The organism is Streptomyces sp. NPDC001532 (assembly GCF_040298625.1).
Classification (GTDB): domain Bacteria; phylum Actinomycetota; class Actinomycetes; order Streptomycetales; family Streptomycetaceae; genus Streptomyces.
The window spans coordinates 49,986-73,184 of the sequence record NZ_JBEPAL010000028.1 but is presented as its reverse complement, the minus strand read 5'-3'; the positions used below and the strand labels follow the sequence as shown (position 1 = coordinate 73,184).

22 protein-coding genes are annotated in these 23,199 nt (G+C 74.4%); 14 read left to right on the top strand and 8 right to left on the bottom strand.

Annotated elements, in window-relative coordinates:
- Positions 1 to 26 precede the first annotated feature (26 nt).
- The 8 genes from acpS (at position 27) to ABT232_RS24425 (ending at position 8,272) form a co-directional block, all read left to right on the top strand.
- A complete protein-coding gene (gene acpS / locus ABT232_RS24460) occupies positions 27 to 509 on the top strand; it encodes a holo-ACP synthase (protein ID WP_351843362.1) in 483 nt (160 codons plus the stop codon).
- On the top strand, positions 499 to 1,284 hold the full coding sequence (locus tag ABT232_RS24455; RefSeq protein WP_351843360.1) for an SDR family NAD(P)-dependent oxidoreductase: 786 nt from the start codon (positions 499 to 501) through the stop codon (positions 1,282 to 1,284). Before acpS ends, ABT232_RS24455 begins: the two co-directional genes overlap by 11 nt.
- The gene (locus ABT232_RS24450; RefSeq protein ID WP_351843358.1) at positions 1,281 to 1,736 is read left to right on the top strand and encodes a 3-hydroxyacyl-ACP dehydratase FabZ family protein; all 456 of its coding nucleotides are present in this window, start codon (positions 1,281 to 1,283) and stop codon (positions 1,734 to 1,736) included. Before ABT232_RS24455 ends, ABT232_RS24450 begins: the two co-directional genes overlap by 4 nt.
- Positions 1,733 to 3,004, top strand: coding sequence for a beta-ketoacyl-[acyl-carrier-protein] synthase family protein (locus ABT232_RS24445; RefSeq protein ID WP_351843356.1), 1,272 nt, complete (start codon positions 1,733 to 1,735; stop codon positions 3,002 to 3,004). The genes ABT232_RS24450 and ABT232_RS24445 overlap by 4 nt, the downstream gene beginning before the upstream one ends.
- Positions 3,001 to 3,438, top strand: a complete 438-nt coding sequence (locus ABT232_RS24440; RefSeq protein ID WP_351843354.1) for an ApeI family dehydratase — start codon at positions 3,001 to 3,003, stop codon at positions 3,436 to 3,438. The genes ABT232_RS24445 and ABT232_RS24440 overlap by 4 nt, the downstream gene beginning before the upstream one ends.
- Entirely contained in the window at positions 3,435 to 4,736 is a 1,302-nt protein-coding gene (locus tag ABT232_RS24435; RefSeq protein ID WP_351843352.1) for a beta-ketoacyl-[acyl-carrier-protein] synthase family protein, read from the top strand. Before ABT232_RS24440 ends, ABT232_RS24435 begins: the two co-directional genes overlap by 4 nt.
- 66 nt (positions 4,737 to 4,802) lie before the next feature.
- The gene (locus tag ABT232_RS24430) at positions 4,803 to 7,175 is read left to right on the top strand and encodes a beta-ketoacyl synthase N-terminal-like domain-containing protein (RefSeq protein ID WP_351843350.1); all 2,373 of its coding nucleotides are present in this window, start codon (positions 4,803 to 4,805) and stop codon (positions 7,173 to 7,175) included.
- Positions 7,172 to 8,272, top strand: coding sequence for a 3-oxoacyl-ACP synthase III family protein (locus tag ABT232_RS24425; protein WP_351843348.1), 1,101 nt, complete (start codon positions 7,172 to 7,174; stop codon positions 8,270 to 8,272). The genes ABT232_RS24430 and ABT232_RS24425 overlap by 4 nt, the downstream gene beginning before the upstream one ends.
- 43 nt (positions 8,273 to 8,315) lie before the next feature.
- On the opposite strand, the gene ABT232_RS24420 is transcribed toward ABT232_RS24425, so the two are convergent.
- Positions 8,316 to 8,909 carry a TetR/AcrR family transcriptional regulator gene (locus tag ABT232_RS24420; protein ID WP_351843346.1) on the bottom strand — a complete coding sequence of 198 codons (594 nt, stop codon included), beginning with the start codon at positions 8,907 to 8,909 and terminating at the stop codon, positions 8,316 to 8,318.
- 167 nt (positions 8,910 to 9,076) lie between these two features.
- On the opposite strand from ABT232_RS24420, the gene ABT232_RS24415 reads away from it, so the two are divergent.
- The 4 genes from ABT232_RS24415 to ABT232_RS24400 all read left to right on the top strand — a co-directional run bounded on the left by ABT232_RS24415 (position 9,077) and on the right by ABT232_RS24400 (position 13,970).
- Complete coding sequence (locus tag ABT232_RS24415) at positions 9,077 to 10,075, top strand: aldo/keto reductase (protein WP_351843344.1); 999 nt, start codon at positions 9,077 to 9,079, stop codon at positions 10,073 to 10,075.
- A gap of 26 nt (positions 10,076 to 10,101) precedes the next feature.
- The gene (locus ABT232_RS24410) at positions 10,102 to 11,301 is read left to right on the top strand and encodes an FAD-dependent monooxygenase (protein WP_351843342.1); all 1,200 of its coding nucleotides are present in this window, start codon (positions 10,102 to 10,104) and stop codon (positions 11,299 to 11,301) included.
- A gap of 31 nt (positions 11,302 to 11,332) precedes the next feature.
- Entirely contained in the window at positions 11,333 to 12,202 is an 870-nt protein-coding gene (locus tag ABT232_RS24405; RefSeq protein WP_351843340.1) for an ester cyclase, read from the top strand.
- A gap of 154 nt (positions 12,203 to 12,356) precedes the next feature.
- Positions 12,357 to 13,970 (top strand): condensation domain-containing protein, encoded by a 1,614-nt coding sequence (locus ABT232_RS24400; RefSeq protein WP_351843338.1) that lies wholly within the window; start codon positions 12,357 to 12,359, stop codon positions 13,968 to 13,970.
- A gap of 129 nt (positions 13,971 to 14,099) precedes the next feature.
- Here the strand turns inward: ABT232_RS24400 and ABT232_RS24395 are convergent, their stop codons facing one another.
- From ABT232_RS24395 to ABT232_RS24385, 3 genes are all read right to left on the bottom strand, one after another.
- Complete coding sequence (locus tag ABT232_RS24395; RefSeq protein WP_351843336.1) at positions 14,100 to 15,011, bottom strand: glycosyltransferase; 912 nt, start codon at positions 15,009 to 15,011, stop codon at positions 14,100 to 14,102.
- A gap of 26 nt (positions 15,012 to 15,037) precedes the next feature.
- Positions 15,038 to 15,853, bottom strand: coding sequence for an AfsR/SARP family transcriptional regulator (locus ABT232_RS24390; RefSeq protein WP_351843334.1), 816 nt, complete (start codon positions 15,851 to 15,853; stop codon positions 15,038 to 15,040).
- Between the two features lie 958 nt (positions 15,854 to 16,811).
- Positions 16,812 to 17,459 carry a dTDP-4-dehydrorhamnose 3,5-epimerase family protein gene (locus ABT232_RS24385; protein WP_351843332.1) on the bottom strand — a complete coding sequence of 216 codons (648 nt, stop codon included), beginning with the start codon at positions 17,457 to 17,459 and terminating at the stop codon, positions 16,812 to 16,814.
- Positions 17,460 to 17,614: 155 nt separating this feature from the next.
- Between ABT232_RS24385 and ABT232_RS24380 the strand changes: the two genes are divergently transcribed.
- Positions 17,615 to 19,033 carry an NDP-hexose 2,3-dehydratase family protein gene (locus ABT232_RS24380; RefSeq protein ID WP_351843330.1) on the top strand — a complete coding sequence of 473 codons (1,419 nt, stop codon included), beginning with the start codon at positions 17,615 to 17,617 and terminating at the stop codon, positions 19,031 to 19,033.
- Positions 19,034 to 19,066: 33 nt separating this feature from the next.
- Here ABT232_RS24380 and ABT232_RS24375 read toward each other — a convergent pair whose 3' ends face one another.
- The 3 genes from ABT232_RS24375 to ABT232_RS24365 form a co-directional block, all read right to left on the bottom strand.
- Positions 19,067 to 19,420 (bottom strand): antibiotic biosynthesis monooxygenase family protein, encoded by a 354-nt coding sequence (locus ABT232_RS24375; protein ID WP_351843328.1) that lies wholly within the window; start codon positions 19,418 to 19,420, stop codon positions 19,067 to 19,069.
- 151 nt (positions 19,421 to 19,571) lie between these two features.
- Entirely contained in the window at positions 19,572 to 20,498 is a 927-nt protein-coding gene (locus tag ABT232_RS24370) for an NADP-dependent oxidoreductase (RefSeq protein WP_351843326.1), read from the bottom strand.
- Positions 20,495 to 20,941, bottom strand: coding sequence for an ester cyclase (locus tag ABT232_RS24365; protein ID WP_351843324.1), 447 nt, complete (start codon positions 20,939 to 20,941; stop codon positions 20,495 to 20,497). The genes ABT232_RS24370 and ABT232_RS24365 overlap by 4 nt, the downstream gene beginning before the upstream one ends.
- A gap of 197 nt (positions 20,942 to 21,138) precedes the next feature.
- Between ABT232_RS24365 and ABT232_RS24360 the strand changes: the two genes are divergently transcribed.
- On the top strand, positions 21,139 to 21,843 hold the full coding sequence (locus ABT232_RS24360; RefSeq protein WP_351843322.1) for a hemerythrin domain-containing protein: 705 nt from the start codon (positions 21,139 to 21,141) through the stop codon (positions 21,841 to 21,843).
- Between the two features lie 81 nt (positions 21,844 to 21,924).
- Here ABT232_RS24360 and ABT232_RS24355 read toward each other — a convergent pair whose 3' ends face one another.
- Positions 21,925 to 23,106: a glycosyltransferase gene (locus tag ABT232_RS24355; protein WP_351843320.1), complete on the bottom strand. Its 1,182-nt coding sequence runs from the start codon at positions 23,104 to 23,106 to the stop codon at positions 21,925 to 21,927.
- Between the last annotated feature and the right edge of the window lie 93 nt (positions 23,107 to 23,199).

Here is a 23,199-nt window from a genome sequence, read left to right as displayed (position 1 = left end):
CTCCGGACCGCCCCGCGCCACCGCGGGTGCGGATCGGCACGGACCTGGCCGAGGTGGCCCGCATCGAGGAGCTGATGGCCTCTCAGCCAGGGCTCCAGGAGACGGTGTTCACGGCGCGCGAACTGGCGTACTGCCATCGCCGCCGCCGGGCGGGCGAGCATCTCGCCGTCCGCTGGGCCGCCAAGGAGGCCGTCCTCAAGACCCTCGGCACCGGCATGGGCCCGCGCATGGAGTGGACGGACATCGAGGTCGTCAACGAGCGCGGCGGACGGCCGCAGGTGAGGTTGTACGGCGAGGTCGAGGCCGTCGCCAGGGGGCTCGGCATGCACCACATCGAGATCTCCCTGACGCACAGCGGCGGTCTCGCGGTGGCCCACGCCGTCCTCGTGTGCGTGCCCGAGCCGAACGAGGCGCCGCTCCACGCGACCGGAGCCGCCGACACGGCCGGCTCGACCCACGCAACAGACGCAACTGACGCTTCAGAGGGAGGCGAACGCAATGAGGCTTGACGGCCGGGCCGTACTGGTCACCGGCGGCTCGCGCGGCATCGGGCGGGCGATCGCGACCCGGCTGGCGGCCGAGGGCGCCGCCGTCGCGGTCAACTACCGCAGCCGGGCCGCCGACGCGGCGGAGGTGGTCGACGAGATCACCGCGAACGGCGGACGCGCGGTGGCGCTGCCCGCCGACGTGTCCGAGGCCAAGGAGGCCCGCGAGCTGGTGCGGCGCACCATCGAGGAGCTGGGCGACCTGCACACCCTGGTGAACAACGCCGGGGTGGTCTCCAACGGGCTGATCTACGACCAGGACCCGGACGACTGGTGGCAGGTGTTCCGCACCAACGTCCTCGGGGTCTTCAACTGCACCCAGGCCGCCGCCGAGCACCTGATGGGCCGGCGCACCGGCTCCATCGTGAACATCTCGTCGGTGATGGGCGAGCAGGGCTGGGTCGGCCAGTCCAACTACGCCGCCTCCAAGGGCGCGGTGAACGCCTTCACCCGGGCCAGCGCCACCGAGTTCTCACGCTTCGGCGTGCGGGTCAACGCGGTGCTGCCGGGCTGGACGCCGACCGGGCTGCTCGGCTCGCTGCTCGACAAGGAGCGCGGGCGCAACATCCGGCGGCAGCTGCCGCTGCGCGACTTCGCGACCGCGGAGCAGGTGGCCGCCGCGACCGCGTTCCTCGCCAGCGACGACGCCGCGTACACCACGGGCGAACTCCTCCACGTCGACGGCGGCTGGACCGCGCAGCTCGGCCTGGGGCGGCCCAAGACCGAGGGAGGGCGATGATGCGGTTCCATCTGATCGACCGCGTCGACAGCTGGGAGCCGGGCCGACGGCTCACCGGCCGCAAGGCCACCGCACCGGACGAGACGTACTGGGCGGCGTCCGGACACGGCCCGGTGATGCCGGGCGGACTGGTGCTGGAGGCGCTGGCGCAGGCCGGGACCTGGCTGCTGCTGATGAGCACCGACTACCGGCGGCGGGCCGCGCTCGGCAGTGTCGCCAAGGCCGCCTGGCACCGCGACGTGGTGCCAGGCGACATCCTGGAGATGGACGTCACCCTGCTCTCGCACGACGACACCGCCGCGGTCCTGGACGGCACCGTCCGGGTGGGCGGCGAGACCGTGCTGAAGGCCGACGGCGTGATGTGCGCGGTCGTCGACAGCGCGCTGCTGGAGGACCCCGCGGACACCGCGCGGATGGGCCGGCAGCTGCTCGGGGCGGAGGCGCTGCGATGAACCGCAGGGTGGTCGTCACCGGCATGGGCGCCGTCACCCCGCTCGGCAACGACGCGGGCCGCACCTGGCAGGGGCTGACCGAGGGCCGCAGCGGCGTCGGCCGGCTGACCTCGATCGACACCACGGGCTTCGACGTCACCATCGCCGGTGAGGTGAAGGACTTCAAGGTCACCGACTTCGTGCCGCGCTCGGTCGGACTGCGGCACCTGTCCCGGCCCGGCGAGTTCGGGGTGGCCGCCGCCGCGGAGGCGCTGCGCGACGCGGGCGTGGACAGGACGACGTACGACAGCGGCGACATGGGCGTGTCCATCGGCGCCAGCGTCGACCGGCCCGATCTCCAGTGGCTGGTGGACGTGGGCGCGCTGCGCGACGAGACCGGCCGCGACGACGCGTTCATCCCGTACGCGCCGTCCGACGCGCTCGCCTACAGCCAGAACATCGGCGCCGCCGCGATGGCCCGGATGCTGGAGGCGACCGGCCCGATGCTGGGCCTGTCCACCGCCTGCTCGGGCTCCGGGCACGCCATCGGCGAGGCGTTCCGCGCCGTCCAGGAGGGCGACGCGACGCTGATGCTGGCGGGCGGCTACGACTCGCTGACGTCCTGGCTCGACCTGGTCGGCTTCAGCCTGCTGGGCGCGCTGACCAAGGACTTCAACGACGACCCCGAGCGCGCCAGCCGCCCCTTCGACGCCGGGCGGACCGGCTTCGTGCTGGGCGAGGGCTCGGTGGTGTTCGTCCTGGAGGAGCTGGAGGCGGCGCGGGCGCGCGGCGCGACCATCCACGCCGAGGTGCTGGGCTACGGCACCAGCCTGAACGCCTGGCGGATCACCGACTCCCCGCCGGACGGCAGCGGTGCCATCGAGTCCATGCAGGGCGCGATCGCCGACGCCGGGCTGGGCACCGAGGACATCGACTACGTCGTCGCGCACGGCACCAGCACCCACGGCAACGACCTGTCGGAGACGACCGCGATCAAGAAGGTGTTCGGCGACCGCGCCGGCGAACTGGTGGTCAGCTCGCCGAAGTCGATGACGGGCCACCTCACCTCGGCGGGCGCCTCGCTGAGCGTGTTCACCGCGATCGGCGCGATCAACCACGGTGTGGTCCCGCCGACCATCAACCAGGAGACCCCCGACCGCAAGCTCGGCCTGGACTTCGTGCCGAACACCGCCCGCGAGCGCGAGGTGCGGCACGCGCTGATCAACGCGTTCGCGTTCGGCGGCACCAACATCGGCCTCGTCGTGGGCCGGTTCGAGGAGGAGCGATGACGACCGCGCCGACCCGCGTGCCGGCCGAGGCGCCGGACCACCTCACCGACATCGTCGTGGTGCCCGGCGAGCGCGCCGAGGCGGCCCGCAACGTGCCGAACACCATGGCCCTGTTCGCCACCCACTTCCCGCGCTTCCCCATCCTGCCGGGCGTCCTCGTCCTCCAGGCCGCGGCCGACGTCGCCGCGCTCGCCGCCCCGGAGTTTCCGTGGGGCTGGCGGCTGGCGGAGGCGGCCCGGGTGCGCTGGCGGCAGCCGGTGCGGCCCGGCGACCGGATGCTGATCCGGGCCGAGGTCGTCGCCGAGGAGGGCGACGCACTGCACTGCAAGGCGCTCGTCGAGGTCGCCAGCCGCACCGTCGCCGATGTGCGCCGACTCACCCTCGTCCGCCGCGGCCTGCCGGCGGCGGACACGGCCCCCAAGGAGTACCGATGAGCGGCACCGAACGCCAGGTCGTGATCAGCGGCATCGGGCTGCTGACCGCGCTCGGCGAAGGGACCGAGACGAACTGGAAGGCGCTGGTGGCCGGCGAGTCCGGGGTCGGCCCGATCACGGCGTACGACCCGTCGCCGCTCCAGACCCGGCTGGGCGCGGAGATCCCCGGCTTCGACGCCACCCGGTTCGCCACCCGGCGCCAGCTGCGCACCATCAACCGCGGCGACCGCCTCGCGCTGGCCGCCGCCCGGCTGGCCCTCGACGACGCGGGCCTGCCGCACAACCAGGCGGGCGGCGACGAACTCGGCCACCGCACCGGCCTCTACCTCGGCGGCAACAAGTCGATCGGCCGCATGGAACAGCTGATCGACGAGCTGAAGGTGATCCGCCGCCCGGACGGCACGGCCGACCTGGCGAGACTCGGCCGCGAGGCCGATGTGATCATGCCGCCGCTGTTCTTCGTCGAGGGCCTCCAGCCCGGCGCCGTCTTCAACATCTCGCAGACGTACGGCATCCGCGGCGCCAGCGCCTTCTTCGCGGGCACCGCCGACGCCGGCGCGAGCGCGATCGGCCGGGCGCTGCGCGCCATCCGGCGCGGCGACGCCGATGTGGCGATCGCCGGCGGCTACGACGACGCCACCAGCTGGTGGTCGATGTCGCTGCTGGACCGGCTGGGCGTGCTGACCACCCGCAACGACTGGGGCAAGGAGGCGTTCCGCCCCTACGACCGGGACCGCAGCGGCGCGGTCGCGGGCGAGGGCGCGGCCCTGCTGGTGCTGGAGGAGAAGCAGGCCGCGCTGCGCCGCGGGGCCCGGATCTACGCCGAGCTGACCGGGTACGGCGCCGGCCACGACTGCCGTACGCCGCCCGCGCCGGACGCGCAGGGCCGGGGACTGGTGGTGGCGATGCGGCGGGCCCTGAAGGACGCCCGGCTGGCCGCCGGCCACCTCGGCTACGTCGCCTCGCACGGGGCGGCGACCCGGCTCGGGGACGCCAGCGAGAACGCCGCGCTGCGCACCGCGCTGGGTTCGGCCGCCACCTCGGTGCCGGTCAGCTCGGTGAAGCCGCAGTTCGGTCATCTGATCGGCGGCGCCGGGGCGTTGAACGCCGCGGTGTGCGCGCTGGCGCTGCACAACGGAGCGGTGCCCGCCAACCTCAACCTCGACAGCCCCGACCCGGTGTGCGACCTGGACTACGTCCGCGGCGCCGCCCGGGAGTCCGCGCCCAAGCACGCGCTGGCGCTCGCCCGGGGCATCGAGGGGCAGGCCGTGGCCCTGGCCCTGTCCAAGGCCGCGTGAGACCCCGGTCCGCGTGCGGCCCCTGCCCGCGCGGTCCGAACGAAGTCCAGAAAGGAAAGCAGACGCATGGATGACGTTCCTTCCGGGACCGTCGGCGTGGTGATCGCCTCGGTCGGCGCCATCACCTCGCAGGGCGGCACCGCGGACGCTCTGTGGGAGGGGGTCCGCGAGGGCCGGGTGGCCATCCAGCCCGTACGCGGCCTGCCCATGGACGGATACCAGACCACGGTGGGCGGCGAGGTCACCGAACCCCGCTTCCCCGGCTACGACTACGCGCCGGGCAGCGACGCCCGCGAACCCTCCGTCGACTTCGCCCTGGCCGCCGCCGAGGAGGCGATGGCCGGCGCGGGCCTGACGGTGGGCACCGACATCCCGGCGGAACGCTGGGGTGTGGCCTACGGCACCTGCAACGGCGGCTGGCGCAGTGCCGAGCTGGCGCTGCGCGAGGCGGCGGACGGGCAGACGCCCGACTGGCGCCGCTACACCTTCGTACCGCCGCAGGCCGCGGCGGAGGCGCTGAGCGCGGCGTTCGGGCTGAAGGGCCCGGTGCTGAGCGTCAACACGGCCTGCGCGTCCAGCGCGCACGCCCTCGCCCACGCCCTGGAGGCGATCCGGTCCGGGCGGGCGGACGCGATGCTGGTCGGCGGCAGCGACGCGTTCACCGAGTCGGCGTTCGCCGGGTTCTCGAGCCTCGAGTCCCTGTCGGACCGCCCGGCCGCCCCCTACTCCAAGGACCGCTCGGGCCTGTCGCTGGGCGAGGGCGGCGGCATGTTCGTGCTGCTGTCGAAGGAGGCCGCCGAGCGGCTGGGCGCGCCGGTGGTCGCCGAGGTGCTGGGCTACGGCCTGTCCGCCGACGGCTACCACCCGACCGCCCCGCATCCGGAGGGCGAGGGCGCGGCCCGCGCCATCCGCGGCGCGCTGGCCACCTCCGGGCTCACCCCGGACGACATCCGGTACGTCAACGGGCACGGCACCGGCACCCCGAAGAACGACTCGGCGGAGTCCAACGCGGTGCGTGCCGCGCTCGGCCCGGCCGCCGAGAAGACCGCGCTGTCCAGCACCAAGTCGATGGTCGGCCATCTGCTGGGCGCGGCCGGCGCGGTGGAGGGCATCGTGACGGTGCTCGCGCTGCGCGACCAGATCGCGCCGCCCACCGCGGGCTTCGCCGAGCTGGACCCGCAGTGCGGTCTCGACCCGGTCGCGGGCACCGGTCGGCCGATGGTGCTGGACGTGGCGCTGTCCAACAACTTCGCGTTCGCCGGCGCCAACGCCACGGTCGCCTTCGCCCGGCCGGGCGCGGTGTCCGGGCCGGTCGCGCCCGCCGGCCGCGACGAGGTCGTGGTCACCGGGTTCGGTGTGCTGAGCGCGGCCGGCGAGGGTGCCGGGGCGCTGTGGGAGGCGTACGCGCGGGGCCGGGCGCAGGGCGTCGAGGAGGACGGACTGCGTGTCGCGCGGGTCGAGTTCGACCGGTCGGCCGCCGGGTCGCCGAAGGAGCGGCGGCGCATGGACCGGCTGTCGCAGCTGGCGGTCGCCGCGTCCCGGGCCGCCCTGGACCACGCGGGGCTGAGCGGTGACGCCGAGGCGGTGGCCGCGACCGGTGTGGTGGTGGGCACCGGCATCGGCCCGATGGAGAGCAGCGAGCGGTTCACCGTGCCGGTGCTGACCACGGGCGCGCAGGCCGCGAACCCGGCGGTCTTCCCGAACACGGTCTACAACGGCGCCGCCGGCCAGGTCGCGATGGCGCTGGGCACCAAGGGCCCGACGTCGACGCTGACCTCGGGGCACGCGGCGGGCGCCGCCGCGCTGGGCGTGGCGTACGACCTGCTGCGCGCCGGGCGGGCCGAGCGGCTGCTGGTGCCGGCGGTGGACGCGTTCTCGCCGGGCGCGCTGGACGCCTACCGCGGCATCCCGCTGTTCGGTTCGGCGTCCGGGCGGCGCTACACGCTCGCCGAGGCGGGCATCGCGCTGGTGCTGGAGCGCCGGGACGCCGCCGAGCGGCGCGGCGCGACGATCCTCGCCGTGGTCGGCGGGCACGCCACCGCCTCGGACGCCGTCGGCATCGGCCGCTGGGACCCGGCGGGCACCGGCGTGGAGCGGGCCATGCGGGAGGCGCTGCGCGGGGCCGGTCTACGGCCCGCGGAGGTGGCCGCCGTCTGGGCCAACGCGGCCGGCCTGGCCGCCGCCGACCGTCCCGAGCGGGCCGCGCTGACGCGGGTGTTCGGCGCGGACGGGGTGCGGCTGGAGACCCCGAAGCGGCTGCTGGGCGAGCCGGTCGGGGCGGGCGCGCAGCTGTCCGCGGTGCTCGCCGTCCGGTCCTGGCACGAGACCGGCCCGTCGGGTCCGGTCCTGGTCAACAGCTCGTCCCTGGGCGGCACGCACACCTCGCTGGTGCTGTCCCCCGTCCCCTCGTCCCCTTCCGGAACGGAGTCCGGCCGATGAGCACCGCGTACGACGTGAAGATCCTGTCCACCGGCGGGTACGTGCCCGGCGATCCGCTCGACAACGCGACGCTGGAGAAGTGGGTCGGTCCGCTGCCGGACGACGTCCTGGAGGGCATCCAGGTCAGGACCCGCCACTGGATGATCGACCCGGCCACCGGCAGGCACCTGGTCAACAACAGCCGGATGGCCGAGCGGGCCGCCCGGCAGGCCCTGGAGCGGGCCGGCGTCGAGGTGGACGAGGTCGACCTGATCGTGGTGTGCACGGCGACGCCGGAGTACACCCTGCCGAACGTGGCGACCACCCTCCAGCACTACCTCGGCCTGGAGAGCGTCGGCGCGATCGAGATCCGCGGCGCCTGCGCGGGCTGGGTGCAGGCACTCGACCTGGCCCGCCGCCAGCTCGCCGACGGCAGCGCGCGCACCGCGCTGGTGGTGGGCAGCGAGTCCATCTCGCCGCTGATGGCGCCGATGTTCCTGGACCGGGACCCGCAGAGCGTGCGGATGCGGGACCGGCTGACGCTGTACACCTTCGGCGACGGGGCGGGCGCGGTGGTGCTGCGCGCCGAGCCGGCCGAGGAGGGTGCCGTCTCGGAGGACTTCGCGTACATCAACGCCTGCGCGGGCGGGCTGCGCAAGCCCGGCATGGAGATCGTCGGCGGTGGTACGGACGTGCCGCAGGCGGAGCAGGTGCGGCGGCGGCAGCTGATCCAGATGAAGATCGACGTGCCCGGCACCTCCACCTTCGGGCCGCAGGTCTTCGTGCGGGCGATCCAGGAGATGGCGCGGGCCACCGGCCGGAAGCTGGACGAGTTCGACGCGATCGTGCTGCCGGAGGGCAACGCGGACTACTTTGCCAGCGAGTACGAGGCGGCGGGTCTTTCGGCGGAGGACAACAAGGCGCTGTCCGGGCGGATCGTGGAGAACCTGGCGGACGTGGGCGCCACCGGTTCGGCGGCGGTGCCGCTGTCGCTGGACGCCGGCTGGACCTCGGGCCGGATCCGTCCCGGCGACCGGATCGTGCTGCTGGGCATCGAGGCCAGCCGGTACGTCTACACCGGTCTTTCGGTGACCTGGCAGGCACCGCTGCCCGGTTGAGGGCGGCGGTGCCGGACCGCGGCGGCCGCCCGGCCGCCCTCGCTCACGCGGGGAACCGGGCGGCCACGCCGCCGAAGGTGTCGACGAGGGCGTCCAGGCGCTCCTCCTCCAGGCCAGGCCGGAGCCGTTCGCCCCAGGTGAGGTTGGCCAGGCCGTGCCAGGAGCTCCACAGCACCTCGGTGAGGAGCTCCGGGTCGCGGTCGCCGGCCACCGGCTCGACCGCCCGCATGATCTCGAAGAAGGCGTCGACCAGCGGCTGGGGGGTCTGCTCCCGGGCGAAGACCAGACCGACGTCGAGGGTGAACATCGCCTGGTAGAGGGTCGGGTTGGCGGCGGCGAAGCCCAGGTAGGCGCGGGCCACCGCGCGCAGCCGGTCCTGGGGGTCGTCGTGGGCGGCGCGGACGGCACCCATGGCGGCGGCGAGTTCGGCGAAGCCGTCGAGGGCGACGGCCCGGACGATGGCGTCCTTGTTCTTGAAGTGCTGGTAGAGGACCGGCTGGCTGTACTCGATGCGGTCGGCGAGGCGGCGGGTGGTGACGGAGTCCCAGCCCTCTGCCTCGGCCATCTCCCGCGCCGTGGCCAGGATCAGCTGCCGGCGGTCGGCCTGTTCGCGCTGACGGCGCTCACGAGAAGTCATATGTCAACGCTAGCAGTTCTAGCGTCGACAGAATAGCTATCACTGACAGAAACCTAGCACTGACAGAAATCCTGTCCACGACAACCACCGCGACGACCAACGCAACGACCAACGCGACAACCAACGCGACAACCACCGTGACGACCAACGCACTTCGGAGGCTCCACATGACTGTCCACCGCCGAAAGCTCGGCCCCTTCGGCCTCGACGTCCCCGCCGAGGGCCTGGGCTGCATGGGCATGACCTTCGGCTACGGCGACGCCGACGCCGCCGAGGCCATCGCCACCATCCACCGGGCGCTCGAACTGGGCGTCAACCTCCTCGACACCGCCGACATGTACGGCCCGCACACCAACGAGGAACTGATCGGCCGGGCCATCGCCGGCCGCCGCGACCAGGTCGTGCTCGCCTCCAAGTTCGGCAACGAGGTCGTCGACGGCGCCCTCACCGGCCGCGTCAACGGCAGCCCCGCCTACGTCCGGCAGGCCGTCGAGGGCAGCCTGCGCCGGCTCGGCACCGACCACCTCGACCTCTACTACCTGCACCGCGTCGACCCCGACATCCCCGTCGAGGAGACCTTCGGCGCCCTCGCCGACCTCGTCGAGGCCGGCCTCGTCCGCCACCTCGGCATCTCCGAGGCCGCGCCCGACACCATCCGCCGCGCCCACGCCGTCCACCCGCTGACCGCCGTACAGACCGAGTACTCGCTGTTCACCAGGGACGTCGAGGTCAACGGAGTCCTCGACACCGTGCGCGAACTCGGCATCGGCTTCGTCGCCTACAGCCCGCTCGGCCGCGGCTTCCTCACCGGCACCATCCGCAGCACCGACGACATTCCGCAGGGACTCGACTTCCGCCGGATCGCGCCGCGATTCGAGGAGGACAACCTGAGGAGGAACCTGCCCGTCGTCGACCAGCTCTCCGACCTCGCCGCGGTGGCCGGCACCACCGTCACCCGGCTCGCCCTGGCCTGGGTGCTCTCCCGCGGCCAGGACGTCGTCGCCATCCCCGGCACCAAGCGCCGCGGCTACCTGGAGGAGAACGTCGCCGCCACCGACGTCCGCCTCTCCAGCGACGTCCTCGCCGCGATCGACGCCATCGCCCCGCACGGCATCACCGCGGGCGAGCGCTACCCCGTCCGCGAGATGGCCCAACTGAACCGCTGACCGAACCGCTGCACAGGGAGAAGGCCATGACCGCACAGGCACGCCCGATCCGCCGGGTCCTCATCTCCGGCGGAGGCATCGGTGGCATCGCCACCGCACTGGCCCTGCAACAGCAGGGCATCGACTCCGTCGTCTTCGAACGCGCTCCCCAACTGCGCGACGGCGGCGCCGGACTGCACATCTGGACCAACGGCATGCTGGCCCTGGACCACCTCGGCCTCGCCGACCAGGTCGCGAAGATCGCCCCGGCGCAGGACGTCTGCCACTTCGCCACCTCCACCGGCCGGATCATCGGCGACTGGCCCGTCGGCCAGTTCGTCGAGCGCTACGGCCGGCCCACCGTCGCCATCGGCCGCTCCGACCTGCACGGCATCCTGCGCGACGCGGTCACCGCGCCGATCGTCACCGGCGCCCAGGTCACCGGCTACACCGAGGACGAGGACGGCGTCACCGTCCACTTCGCCGACGGCGGCAGCGAACGCGGCGACCTGCTGATCGGCGCCGACGGCGTGCACTCCGCCGTCCGCGCCCAGCTGCTCGGCCCGCAGCCGCCCGACTACACCGGCTACATCGCCTGGCGCGGCCACGCCCGCCTCGGCCCCGAGGAGTTCCCGCCCGGCACCTTCCGCGCCCTCTTCGGCCCCGGCACCCGCTTCACCTACTACGACATCGCACCCGGCGTCGTGCACTGGATGAGCGTCGCCAACGGCCCCGCCGGCGGCCGCGACCGCGGCACCCCCGAGCAGACCCTCGACATGCTGCGCGCCCGGCACGCCGGCTGGACCGACCCCGTCCGGCGTATCCTCGACGCCACCGACCCGGGCAGCATCCTGCGCGGCGACGTCGTCGACCGGAAGCCCGACAAGGTCTGGGGCCGCGGCCGGGTCACCCTGCTCGGCGACGCCGCGCACGCCGTCAGCTTCAACATCGGCCAGGGCGCCTGCCTCGCCGTCGAGGACGCCCTGGTCCTCGCCGGCCACCTGGCCGCCCCCGGCGCCGACGTCACCGCCGCGCTGCGCGCCTACGAGGCCGAACGGCAGGAACGCACCAAGCCCATGCAGGAACTCGCCCACCGCATCGGCGTCATCGGCGCCCTGGAGAACCCGGTCGCGATCTGGCTGCGTGACCGGCTGCTCAAGCTCGGCTGGAGCCGCGCCTTCCACGCCGCGGAGCACGAACACGTCGCCTACGGCACGCGGTGGAAGTCCGCCGCGAGCGCCGTCTGAGCGGCCGGACGAGAGGACGAGAGGAACCGCTGTGACCACCGCGACCACCACCGCGACCACCACCGCGCCGACCGGGACCGCCGTCTCCGCCGAGGAGCGGAACAAGGCCACCATCCGGCGCGTCTTCGCCGAGTTCGTCAACCAGGGCGACTTCTCCCTCGTCGACGAGCTGTACCGGCCGGACATCGTCGACCACGAGGGGCTGCCCGGCGCGCCCGAGGGCGCCGAGGGCGTCAAGTACACCATCGCCGGACTGCGCGAGGCCTTCCCCGACTTCCACGTCACCATCGAGGACATCAGCGCCCACGACGACATGGTCGTCATCCACAACACCTGGCGCGGCACCCACCTCGGCGACCTGCTCGGCGTGGCGCCCACCGGGAAGCCGTTCGTCTCCAAGGGCATCGTGCTGTGGCGGTTCGACGAGGACGGCAGGATCGCCGAACGCTGGGCCCACGGCGTGGCGTCCAACATGTTCGCCCAGCTCGGCATGCGGATGCTGGCCCCCCGCAAGGGCGGGCGGCGCGCCGCCGACGGCTCCACCTCCGTGGTGCGGACCGTGCCGCTGCTCAGCGGCAAGCCGATGGCCTGGCACCGCCTCAACAGCGAGCTCCAGGGGCCCCGGCGCCGCGAGTACGCGGCGTCCCGGCGCCGGCTCGGCATCACCCACGAGGTGTTCCGCATCGACCCGCGGCCCACCGGCGACCACGTCGTCGTCTACTACGAGACCGCCGACCCCGAGCGCACCCGCAAGCGCTGGGCCGCCTCCGCCGACCCCTTCGACCAGTGGCTGCGTGAGCGGATCCTCGACATCCACGGCGAGGACCCCTGGGCCGCCCCCGCCGACACCGTCGGCCACACCTGGACGGCCCCGCCCCGCCTGACCGAGCGCACCTCCTGACGGCCCCCACCCGGGCCCGCCCCCCACGCGGGCCCGGCCCGGTGCGCCCGCTTCACCTGCGGGCAGCCGTCGTTCGAGTTCCGTTCGAGGCCCCGTCGGAAGACTGACGTCGTGAGCCGTCACGGCTAGGACCGCCCACAGAGAGGGCCACCCCATGCAGACCCGACCACCCACGGAGGAACTGCTCGACCTGACCGCGGACATCATGGGCTGCGACCGGCACACGCTGCGGGTAGGGGCGGCGGGCTCCCCCTTCGTCACCCTGGGCGGCAGCCTGGCCCAGGCCATGCGCCTCCAGGCACGCGCCGACGAGCAGCTGGGCCTCGCCGTGGACCTGGCGTGGCTGATGGGCCCCGCCCCGCTGGAGGAGGCGCTCGCGCGGGCCGTGCCCGCCACCGCCACCACCCTGCGCACCGGCCCCGGCCGCGCGGTCCGCGAGCCGCTGCCCGAGCAGCGGGCACTGCTCACCGCCGAGGAGTACACCGGCGGCGCCGCCGTGCACCGCGTCCTCAGCGCCGAGCTGACCGGCCCGCTGGACTCCGCCGCGCTGCGCCGCGCGCTGCGCGCCCTGGTGTCCCGGCACGACGGTCTGCGGACCGTCTTCGTCTGGTCCCCCAAGGGCCCGGTGCGCCGGGTGCCGGTGCGCGGCGAGGCCCATCTGACCGTCGAGGAGGCCCCGCCGGCGACCGGTGACCCGGTGGCGGCGGCGCACGCCCGGATCGGCGAGTCCGCCGACCGGCTGCTCGGCAGCCCGGACCGGCCGCCGTTCGCGTTCGTCCTGACCCGCCTCGGCGACGACCGGCACCTGCTGTCGTTCGTCTTCCACGACGCCGTCGCCGACGCCTGGTCGGCCGCCCTGGTGTGGCGGGAACTGCTCACCGACTACGAGCGCGCCCGCACCGGCCGGCCGGTCACCGAGAGCCCTTCGCCGAGCCCGGACGCCGCGCTGGACCGCAGCGTCGAACTCGCCGCCTCCGGCACCGTGCTGACCCTCGCCACCCGCCGTATCGCGCAGCTGCGCGAGTATCCGACGGTGGTCCGGCTGCCCGCCGCCGCGCCCCGGCCCGGCACCTTCGACTTCCGCGGCGCCCGGCTGCTCTTCGACCTGGAGCCCGGCGTGCGCGAGCGCGTCGAGGCGGTGGCCGCCCGGGCCGGTGTACCGCACGCGGTGGTCCTGCTGGCCGCCTGGGCGCTCACCGCCGGCCGCGCGGCCGGCCTCGACCGGCTGCTGGTGGGCACCGAGGTGCCGCGCCGGCCGACCGGCGCGCTGATGCGCACGGTGGCGCCGTGCTCGGCGACCGTGCCGGTGCGCTGCGAACTGCACGGCCCGGTCGACTACTTCCTGCGCGGCATGGCGTGCGCGTTCAGCGAGGCGCTGGAGTACGCCGACGTCGCCCCGCGCGCCCTGTCCCAGGGCCTCGGCATCCGTCCCGACCGCTCCCGCACCCCGCTGACGCAGATCACCTTCGCCGCCCACGACGAACTGCTGCCCGAGGTGATCGAGGCGGGCGGCCTCACCGCGCGCTTCCACCCCGGGCACTGCGGCGGCGCCGGCGCGGACGCCGGGCTCAGCGTGCTGCGCTGGGGCGAACGGCCGCTGCTGGGCCTGGAGTACGCCTCGTCGGTGTTCACCGAGGAGGAGGCGGCGACGCTGGCCCGGCGGCTGCGGCGGACGCTGGACGCGCTGCTGGCGGCGGACCCGGAGACGTTCGTGGAGGACACCACGGCGCAGGACACCGCCCGCGCGGTGCCGGCACCCCTCACCTGACCGACCGGGAGGCACGGAGAAAGGGGAAGGGCACGAGCTCTCCGGCTCGTGCCCTTCCCCTTGTGTACGTCCGTCCCCTTGTGTACGTCCGTCCCCTTGTGTACGTCCGTCCCGGCACCCTCCGGGAGGTCAGCGCACCAGCGCCTCCAGCCGGGGCACCAGGTCACCCGGCGGGGTCAGCTCCGCGACGGTACGGCTCAGCGCGGTCGCCGTCGGCAGCGCCCGCCCGCCGTGCACCAGCTCCGCGACATGGAAACGCAGCCGCAGCGCGCTGGGGTCGCCCGCCATCTCCTCCTCGGCCAGACAGCGCCCGATGCCGACCCGCTCGATCCGCTCCGCGACCCGCCGCTCCGCCTCCCCGGCGGGCAGCACCAGCTGGGGCACGCCGAAGCGCGCGGCCGCGTACACGGTGCCCTCGTCACCGGCGTGCACCACGGCCGCGCAGCCCGGCAGCAGCCGGCTCCACGGCTGGTCGCGGCCGGCCAGCACCAGCAGCTCCAGGCCGAGGCTGTCCGCGCCCTCGGCGGCCCGCCGGAACAGCTCCGCCCGTTGCCGGTCCTCGGGCGTACTGCCGTACGCGGCGTCCCCGACGACGCACACCCGCGGCCGCAGCGGCGGACCGGCCAGCCACCGCGGCGCCTCGCCGGGCAGCTCGTACGCGTCGCAGCGCACCGCCCAGGCGTCCGGCCGCGGACGCTCGCGCAGCGGCGGCGGGCAGTCGTCGATCCACACCGTCGGCCGGGGCGGCAGCGGCGGGTGCGCGTACGGCAGATAGCCGACCGTGGGCGCGCCCGACTCGGCGGCCATGGTGGTGGAGTCCGGGCACAGCGGATCGTGCACCACCAGCTCGGGCCGCCACGCCCGGCTGAACTGCGACGGTGTGGCCAGCACCGGGACGAGCCCGGCACGGGCCACCCGGTGCCGGGCCCGTGCCGGGCAGCAGAAGCGGACCTCGTGGCCGGCAGCGAGCAGCGCCTGCGCGAGCGGCACCATCCGCAGCAGCGCCGGCATGCCGAGGCCCGCCGAGAACAGGACGCGCACGCCGTCCCCCTTTCCCGCTCCGGCCGTCACCCGGCGAACAGGTCGAGGACCCGCCCGGTGCCCGAGTCGGTCTCCGTGTCCAGCACCGGGTCGCTGCCCAGCACCGCCCGCTGGAGCCGCTGGAGCCGCTGCGACGGCTCGATGCCCAGTTCCTCCACCAGGTGGGTGCGCAGGTTCTGGAAGACGTCCAGGGCCGCGGAGGGCCGTCCGGCGCGGTAGAACGCCACCATCGACTGCGCGTGCAGCCCCTCGTGCAGCGGGTTGCGGGCCGTCAGTTCGGTCAGTTCGGTGAGCAGTTCGGCGTGGTGGCCGAGCCGCAGTTCGACGTCGATGCGCCGCTCCAGCAGACCCAGCCGGCTCTCCTCCAGCCGCATGGTCTCGATCTCCAGCAGCGGCCCGGTGCGGACGTCCACCAGGGCGGGCCCCCGCCACAGCGCGAGCGCCTCACGGAACCGGCTCGCCGCCTCCTCGTCCTCGCGGCGCTCGAAGGCCCGCTGGCCGAGGGCGGCCAGCCGGTCGTACTCGTGGACGTCGACGCTGCCGGTCGGCGCGTGGAGCAGATAGCCCCCGTGCCGGGTCAGCAGCAGGTCCTTCGAACCGCCGTCCCCGTCCAGCGCCCGCTCCATGCAACGGCGGAGCTGGAGGATGTACGTCTGCAGCGTGGTCAGCGCACTGCGCGGCGGCACGTCGCCCCAGATCTCCTCCATGAGCGCGGAGACGGGCAGGACCTGATTGGCGTGGATCGCGAGCAACGCGAGGATCTGCCGGGGCTTTCCGGCGGTCGGAAGGATCGAGACTCCCCGCAGCTCGGCGTCGAAAGATCCCAGAACCTGGATCTGCATTCGGCACCCCCAGTCTCATTCGTAGGAGCACGAACGTCCCACGCGGCCCGGTACGGCGGACAGTGCGTCACTCCCCCTTCCGCCCCTGTCTCCCTCCCGCCCGGAACATGACCGATTCACGCGTACCGGCACAGCGAGCATGGACAACGGCTCGACTCCCACCGGAGCGCACTCCCCTGACGGTGACAACACGAACAAGCGTCCACATGAGGAATTCACACACCGGGTCCGGCAGGCGCGCGAAGGACCTCCGGGGCGGGCCGGAACGGAGGCTGGGAGGAGCTCCGGCAGAACGGGGACGGGGCCCGGGGAGGGGGCACGGACGGGCCTCGACGGGTCCGGAAGACACTACGGACCGAGGCCACCGGCGAGCGCCGGAAGCGACTACGGCGGGACCTGGCCCCGGCCCGGGAGCGGCCACGGGCACAGGCCCCGGAGCGGCCGGCGACGAGGGCCGGAAGCGACCACGGATGCGGGCCGGGACGCCGTCCGGAGGAACCGGCCGGCTGCGGCCGGGAACGGCCACGGAGCCGGCCCGGAAAGACGACGGACGCGGGCTGCGAGCGCCACGGACCGGGGACCGGAGCGGCCATGAGCGCGGTCCGGGACGCCGTCCGGAAGAGGCTGCGTACCGGGATCCGAAACGGCCACGGGCCCGGTCCGACCGCGGCCACGGACCGGAGGCGTCGGACGCGCTCCGGAAGAACCACGGACGCGGGCACCGGAGCGGACACGGGCGGGGCCCGGACGGGGTGCGGAAGAGGCCGCGGGCGGAGGTCCGGACCCTCCACGGACCCGGGCCGCGAGCGGCCACGCACCAGGAACCGGAGCGGCCACGGGCACGGGCGGGAACCGGGAGCGGGTCCCGGGGGGCCGGTGCGGCGGAGGCCCCGCGTCTCCCTCACAGGACGCGGGGCCTCCTGGTCCGGCCCTGGGGGAAGGGCCGTTCCCGTGGTGGTCAGTCGGACACGGCCGCCGGGCCGTGGCCCACCTCCGTCACGGGAGTCACGGAGCGGCCGTACAGCTCCAGGCAGTCCGCGTAGGACGGCAGGAGCCCCTTGGCCACCGCCTCCTCGGCGGTGGGGGCCGCGAGGTCGCGGTCGGACATCGCGGGGGCCTCGGTGAGCCCCCAGGGCAGCGCCAGCGCCGGGTCGAGGGCGCTGACGGTGTATCCGGCGCCGGCGGTCTGCGGCCGGGAGCCGTGGGCGCTCAGGACGGTGTCGTCGTCGAGGACGAGGACGGCGTGGCCCAGCCCCTCGGAGACGAGGACGGCGGCCGGGGACCGGTGGTCGAGCCAGACCGTCTCGTACCGTCCGAAGGCGGGCGACCCGGTGCGCAGGTCCACGACGGCGAGCAGCGCGGCCCCGCGCGCACAGCTCAGCAGCACGGCGCCGGCGGAGGTGCCGTGGATCCCGCGCAGTACGCCCCGGTCGACCACGGACAGCGCGCTCTCCCGGATCACGAACGGGCGCCCCGCGGCCTCCTCCACCCACTCCTGGCGGAACACCTCGTACCGGGCCCCGGTGCCGTCCGCCAGCCGCCTGGACGTCAGCAGGAACACGTCCGGCAGGGCGAGTTCGCGGATGTCCAGGCTGCGTAGGTCCATGGGCCGACGGTAGGCACCACCGCTCGAGCCCGGCCGGAGCGCGGCGGGGCCCGGCGTCTCAAGGACGTCTCCACCGGCAGCCCATCGCCGCCCGGCATGGTCGTGACTGCCGCGCGCGGACCCGGCGCGCGGGGCCCACCCGAAGGAGCAGACTCATGACGGTCACGGCCCACGCCACGGTCACGCAGGCGGAGCCCTTCCGCGCGGCCGGCGGCGCCGACCCGCGCTTCGCCCGGTCCGCCCGGGCCCTCGACAGCCCCGTCACCCCCAATGCCGTGTTCGACGAGTGGTTCGCCGCGCAGCGCCGCACCAACCGCTACGACGTCCGCCGCATACCGTTCGCCGACCTCGACGGCTGGCGCTTCGACGACGTCACCGGCAACCTCGTGCACGCCAGCGGGAAGTTCTTCTCGGTGGAGGGGCTGGAGGTGCGGACGGCCTGGGACGACCAGGACGCCGGCTGGTCGCAGCCGATCATCAACCAGCCCGAGGTGGGCATCCTGGGCATCGTCGTCAAGGAGTTCGACGGCGTGCTGCACCTGCTGATGCAGGCCAAGATGGAGCCCGGCAACCTCGACACGGTCCAGCTGTCGCCGACCGTGCAGGCCACCCGCAGCAACTTCACCCAAGTGCACCGGGGCGCGGCCGTGCGCCACCTCGAGTACTTCGCGCCGCCGCGCACCAGGAGCCGGCTCCTGTTCGACTCCCTCCAGTCCGAGCAGGGCGCCTGGTTCCTGCGCAAGCGGAACCGGAACATGGTCGTCGAGGCGATCGGGGAGGTGCCGCCGCACGAGGACTTCGTCTGGCTGACCCTGGGCCAGCTGCACCGGCTGCTGCTCCAGGACCACATGGTGAACATGGACGCGCGCACGGTCCTGTCCCTGTTCCCGTCCCTCACGGACCCCGGCGCCCGCTCCCTGCACGGCACCCACGACATCCTCAGCCGCCTCACCGAGGTCAAGGCGCGCCGCGAGCTGGTCCAGCGCACCGTCCCGCTGTCACAGGTCACGCGGTGGCACCGGACGGCCGACGAGATCGCGCACGACACGGGTCGCCACTTCAAGGTGATCGCCGCCGACATCCGCGCCGCCAACCGCGAGGTCACCCACTGGACGCAGCCGCTGCTGGCGCCCGTGGAGACCGGCCTGGCCGCGTTCCTGGTCCGTCGCATCGACGGCGTCCCCCATCTGCTGGCCCACGCCCGCACCGAGGCCGGCGTCCTGGACGTGGCCGAGCTGGCCCCCACGGTCCAGTGCCACCCGGCCCGCGCCCTCTCCCTGCCGGCCGCGCAGCGCCCCCGCTACCTGGACCTGGTCCTCTCCGCCCCCGAGCACCGCGTCCTCCTCGACACCGTGCAGTCCGAGGAGGGCGGCCGCTTCCACCACGCGGGCAACCGCTACGTCCTGGTCGCCGTCGACGACGACTTCCCGGTGACCGTCCCCGACGACTACACCTGGATCACGGAACCCCAGCTCACCGAACTGCTCCGGCACGGCAACTACGTCAACATCGAGGCCCGCACGCTGGTGTCGCTGCTGCGGGCGGCCTGGGGAGTGCGGGGGGAACTGGTCTGAGCCCCGGCCGGCGGCCCGCGCACTCCGCGGGCCCTACGCCCGTCTGAACCCGTGGCTCCGCTCCACCTTCGCCACGTGCAGCGTGTAGCTCTCGTACCACTCCGCCCGGCCGCGCTGCTGCGCCGCGCGGTGCTCGGCGTCGGTGCGCCACTGCGTCAGTGCGTCGGCGTCGCGGAAGTACCCGACGGTGATGCCCAGCCCGCCGGGGGTCTGCGCGTGGTCCATCCCCAGGTATCCGGGTATCTCCCTCACCAGCTCTTCCATGCGGGCGTTGGTCTCGCGGTAGCCGTCCTGCTCCGGGGTGCGCACCGTGCTGAAGACCGCGACGTAGTAGGGGGGTTCGAATGCCTCGACGGGCGCGACAGGCGCCTCGGAGTGATCGCTCATGACGTCACCGTAAGCCGCCGCGCGCCCGGCGCTCCAGCGTTTCGCGCCCGCCCGGCCCCAGGGGAGTCATGGGCCGCCGCGCCCCCCGCGCCGTCCACGGAGCCCGCCTCGCGTCGGGGCCGCGTCCGCCGTGCGCGGGGGGCGCGCCGGGTCAGTCCACCTCCACCACGATCTTCCCCCGCGCGTGCCCCTCCTGGCTCAGCCGGTGTGCCTCCGCCGTCTTCTCCAGCGGGAAGGTCGCCGCGATCGGGACGGTCAGCCGGCCGGTGGCCGCGAGCTCGCACAGGGCGGTGAGGTCGGTGGTGTCGGGCCGGGCGAAGACGTAGGTGCCGCCCTGGTCGGTGACGCTCGTCTCGACGACCGAGACCAGCCGGCCGCCCTCCTTCAGCAGGCCCTTCGACGTGCGCAGGGCCTTCTTTCCCACGGCGTCCAGCAGGACGTCGACGCCGTCCGGCGCCAGGGCCCGTACCCGCTCGTCCAGGCCGCGCCCGTAGGTCACCGGCTCCGCGCCGAGGGAGCGGACGAAGTCGTGGTTGTGCTCGCTCGCCGTGCCGACGACCCGCGCGCCGAGGGACACGGCGATCTGGACGGCGAGCGAGCCGACACCGCCGGCCGCGGCGTGCACCAGGACCGTCTCGCCCGCGGCCACCCGCGCCACCCGCACCAGCGACTGGTACGCCGCCAGCCCGGCCAGCGGCAGGCCGGCCGCCTCCGCCCAGCTCAGCGACGGCGGCTTGCGGGCGAGGAAGCGGACGTTGGCGGCGACCAGTTCGGCGAAGGTGCCGCGCGCCAGGGCGTCCTCGCGGACGTAGCCGACGACCTCGTCGCCGGGCGCGTACTCGGTGACGGCGATGCCCGTGCGCTCCACCACACCGGCCACGTCCCAGCCGGGGACGACCGGGAACCGGGAGTCGATCAGCCCCTCCAGGTAGCCCTCGCGGCCCTTCCAGTCGACCGGGTTGACCGCCGCCGCCCGCACGCGCAGGAGGACGGAGTCCGGGCCGAGGGCGGGGTCGGGCAGGTCGCCGTACTCCAGCACCTCCGCCCCGCCGTGGCGCTCGTAGTAGACCGCCTTCACGCCGCCGCTGCCTCTCCGGAGCTCTGGCCCGGGGTCCACGGGTCGGCGCCGAGCTGGCGGAAGATGTCGGTGAGGTCGATCTGGTCCCAGTGCTCGGCGAGCAGGCCGTCCTCGACCCGCCAGATGTCGATGGACTGGAAGTTCACCGGGCGGCCGGTCGCCGGTATGCCGAGGAAGGTGCCCTGGTGGGTGGCGGAGTACTCGAAGCGGCCGGCCACCCGGTCCTTGTCGACGACGAGGTCGTGCATGACGACCTTCATGTCGGGGAAGGCGGCGAAGACGCCCGTCCAGAACGCCGCGTTGGCCTCGATGCCGTCGGCCACCACCGGGTTGTGGTCGATGTGCCCGGGCGCGGTGTGCTCGGCCATGGTGCTGACGTCATGGTTGTTGATCATGTCGACGAAGTGCTGGATGAGTTCGCGGTGGTCGCTGTTTCCGGACATGTCCTCGGCCTCTCTCGGTAGCGGCTGCTGACAGCAGCATCGCCGCGGCCGGTCGAGCGGCCCTGGAGGCCAACTGACGTGAGCGGCAGCGGAATCCGGCCGCTCGACCGCGGCTCCAGCGGGGCTCGAGCCGTGGGGGGCCAAGCTGGGAACAATCCGGGACACCGGAACCAGGTCCTCCCGAAAGGAACGTGTCCATGGCTTCGACCACGCCTCGCCCGTCACCGGCCCCGCAGGGCGAGTCCGGCGGCTACGGCGGGTTCGATGCCCACGAGATGGTCATCGTGCACCGCGCCTTCCGAAGGGAGATGCGTCTTCTCGGCGAGCTGGTCGCCGCGGTCGCGCCCGGCGACACCGCCCGCGCCGGGATCCTCGCCGGGCACTTCGCGGACGTCCGCACCGGACTGCACAACCACCACCACGGCGAGGACGAGCTGCTGTGGCCGCCGATGCTGGAACGGGCCGGCGGCCGGCAGCGGGAGATCGTCCGGCTGATGGAGGAGCAGCACGAGCGGGTCGCCGCCACCCTCGCCGAGGTGGAGGCGCTGGTCGCCCGCTGGCGCACGACCGCCGCCGCGGCCGACCGGGACGCCCTGGTCGCCGCGCTCGCCGCCCATCACGCCGTACTGGTCGAGCACCTGGACGCCGAGGAGGCCGAACTGCTGCCGCTGGCCGAGCGGTTCCTCACGGCGAAGGAGTGGGCGGCGCAGGGCGAGCACTTCCTCACCTCCACGCCCAAGTCGAAGCTGCTGAAGTTCCTGGGCATGGTCCTGGAGGACGCCGACGAGCGGGAGCGCGCGGTGCTCCTGGGCGGCATGCCCGCCCCGGCCCGGCTGGTCTGGCACGTCGTGGGCCGGCCCCTGTACGCCCGGACGGTGCGCCGGGTCCGCGGGACCACCTGACAGGGACCGCGGACACGCCGCCGCCCCGTGCTCCGAGGAGCGCGGGGCGGCGGCGTGCGTACGGCGTCCCGGTACGGGCGCTCAGCCCGCGTACGTCGCGAACAGCGCGACCGTCTCCGCCGGCTCCGGCATCGCCGCCACCTCCGCGGCGACGGAGCGCGCCGCGTCCCGGTGGGCGTCGTCGGTGAGCAGCCGGCGCACCTCCTCCGTCACCGCGTCCACGGACACCTCCTCGGCGAGCAGCGTCCGGCCGGCGCCCGCGTCCCGCACGGCCGCCGCGTTGCCGGGACCGTCGCCCGGCTGGGGCAGGATCAGCTGGGGCAGGCCGGCGGCCAGCGAGGCGAGCGTGGTGCCCGCGCCGCCGTGGTGGACGACCGCGGTGGCGTGCGCCAGCGCCTCCGGCTGCGGGACCCAGGGCAGCGCGACGACCTGCTCGGGCAGCTCGCCGAGGTCCGCCACGTCGACGACCGGGCCGGTCGCGACCAGCACCCGCACGCCGAGCGGCAGCAGTGCGTCGACGGCGGTGCGCAGCAGCCGCGCGGAGCCGAGCACGGTGCCGAGGCTGACGTAGACCAGCGGGCCCTCGCCGGAGGTGACGGCGGCGGGCAGGTCGCCGGGCTCGGCGAACGGCACGACCCGCTGCGGGATCCGCTCGATGCCGGAGGCCAGGAACTCCGGGTTCTGCACGGCGGGCGGGCAGATGTCGATGTACGGGTTGCCGAAGGTGCGGCCCGCGTTCTCCGGCACGGTCAGGCCCAGTCCGGCCGCCGTGGCGCCGAGCGCCTCGGCGAACGCCGGGTCGTGGGTCTCGTCGTACGACACCCGGCCGATGCCGTGCGCCAGGGCCGGGACGCCGGCGAGGGCGGCGGCGAAGGCGGCGCCCGCGTTGGTGATCTCATGGACGACGAGGTCCGGGCGGACCGACGTCAGGACGGGCGCGAGGTCCGTGGCGACGCTGGTCGGCAGCACCGAGCCGAACGCCTTCACGCCGAGCGCGGCCAGCACCTCCGGCGGGACGTCGCTGGCCTTGACGGAGCCGCCGTTGGCCTCCAGGAAGGCCTGGCCGCCCGCGGCCTCGATGTACGCCCAGGGCACGGGTATGCCGGCGGCGACCGGGCGGACGCCCGCCTTGTCGAGGATGGGGTGGAAGTCCTCCGCGGTGGCGAACCACACGTCGTGGCCGGCGTCCCGCGCGGCCTGCGCGAGCGGCAGCAGGGGGAAGATGTGCCCGTAGTTTCCGAGGCTGGCGAAGAGAATCCTCATGGGTGTCCCACGGCCTTTCGATGGGTGACAGGCGATGCAGGTGGGCGCCGGCCCCGCGGGAGGCGTCCCGTGGGGCCGGCGACAGGCCGGGTG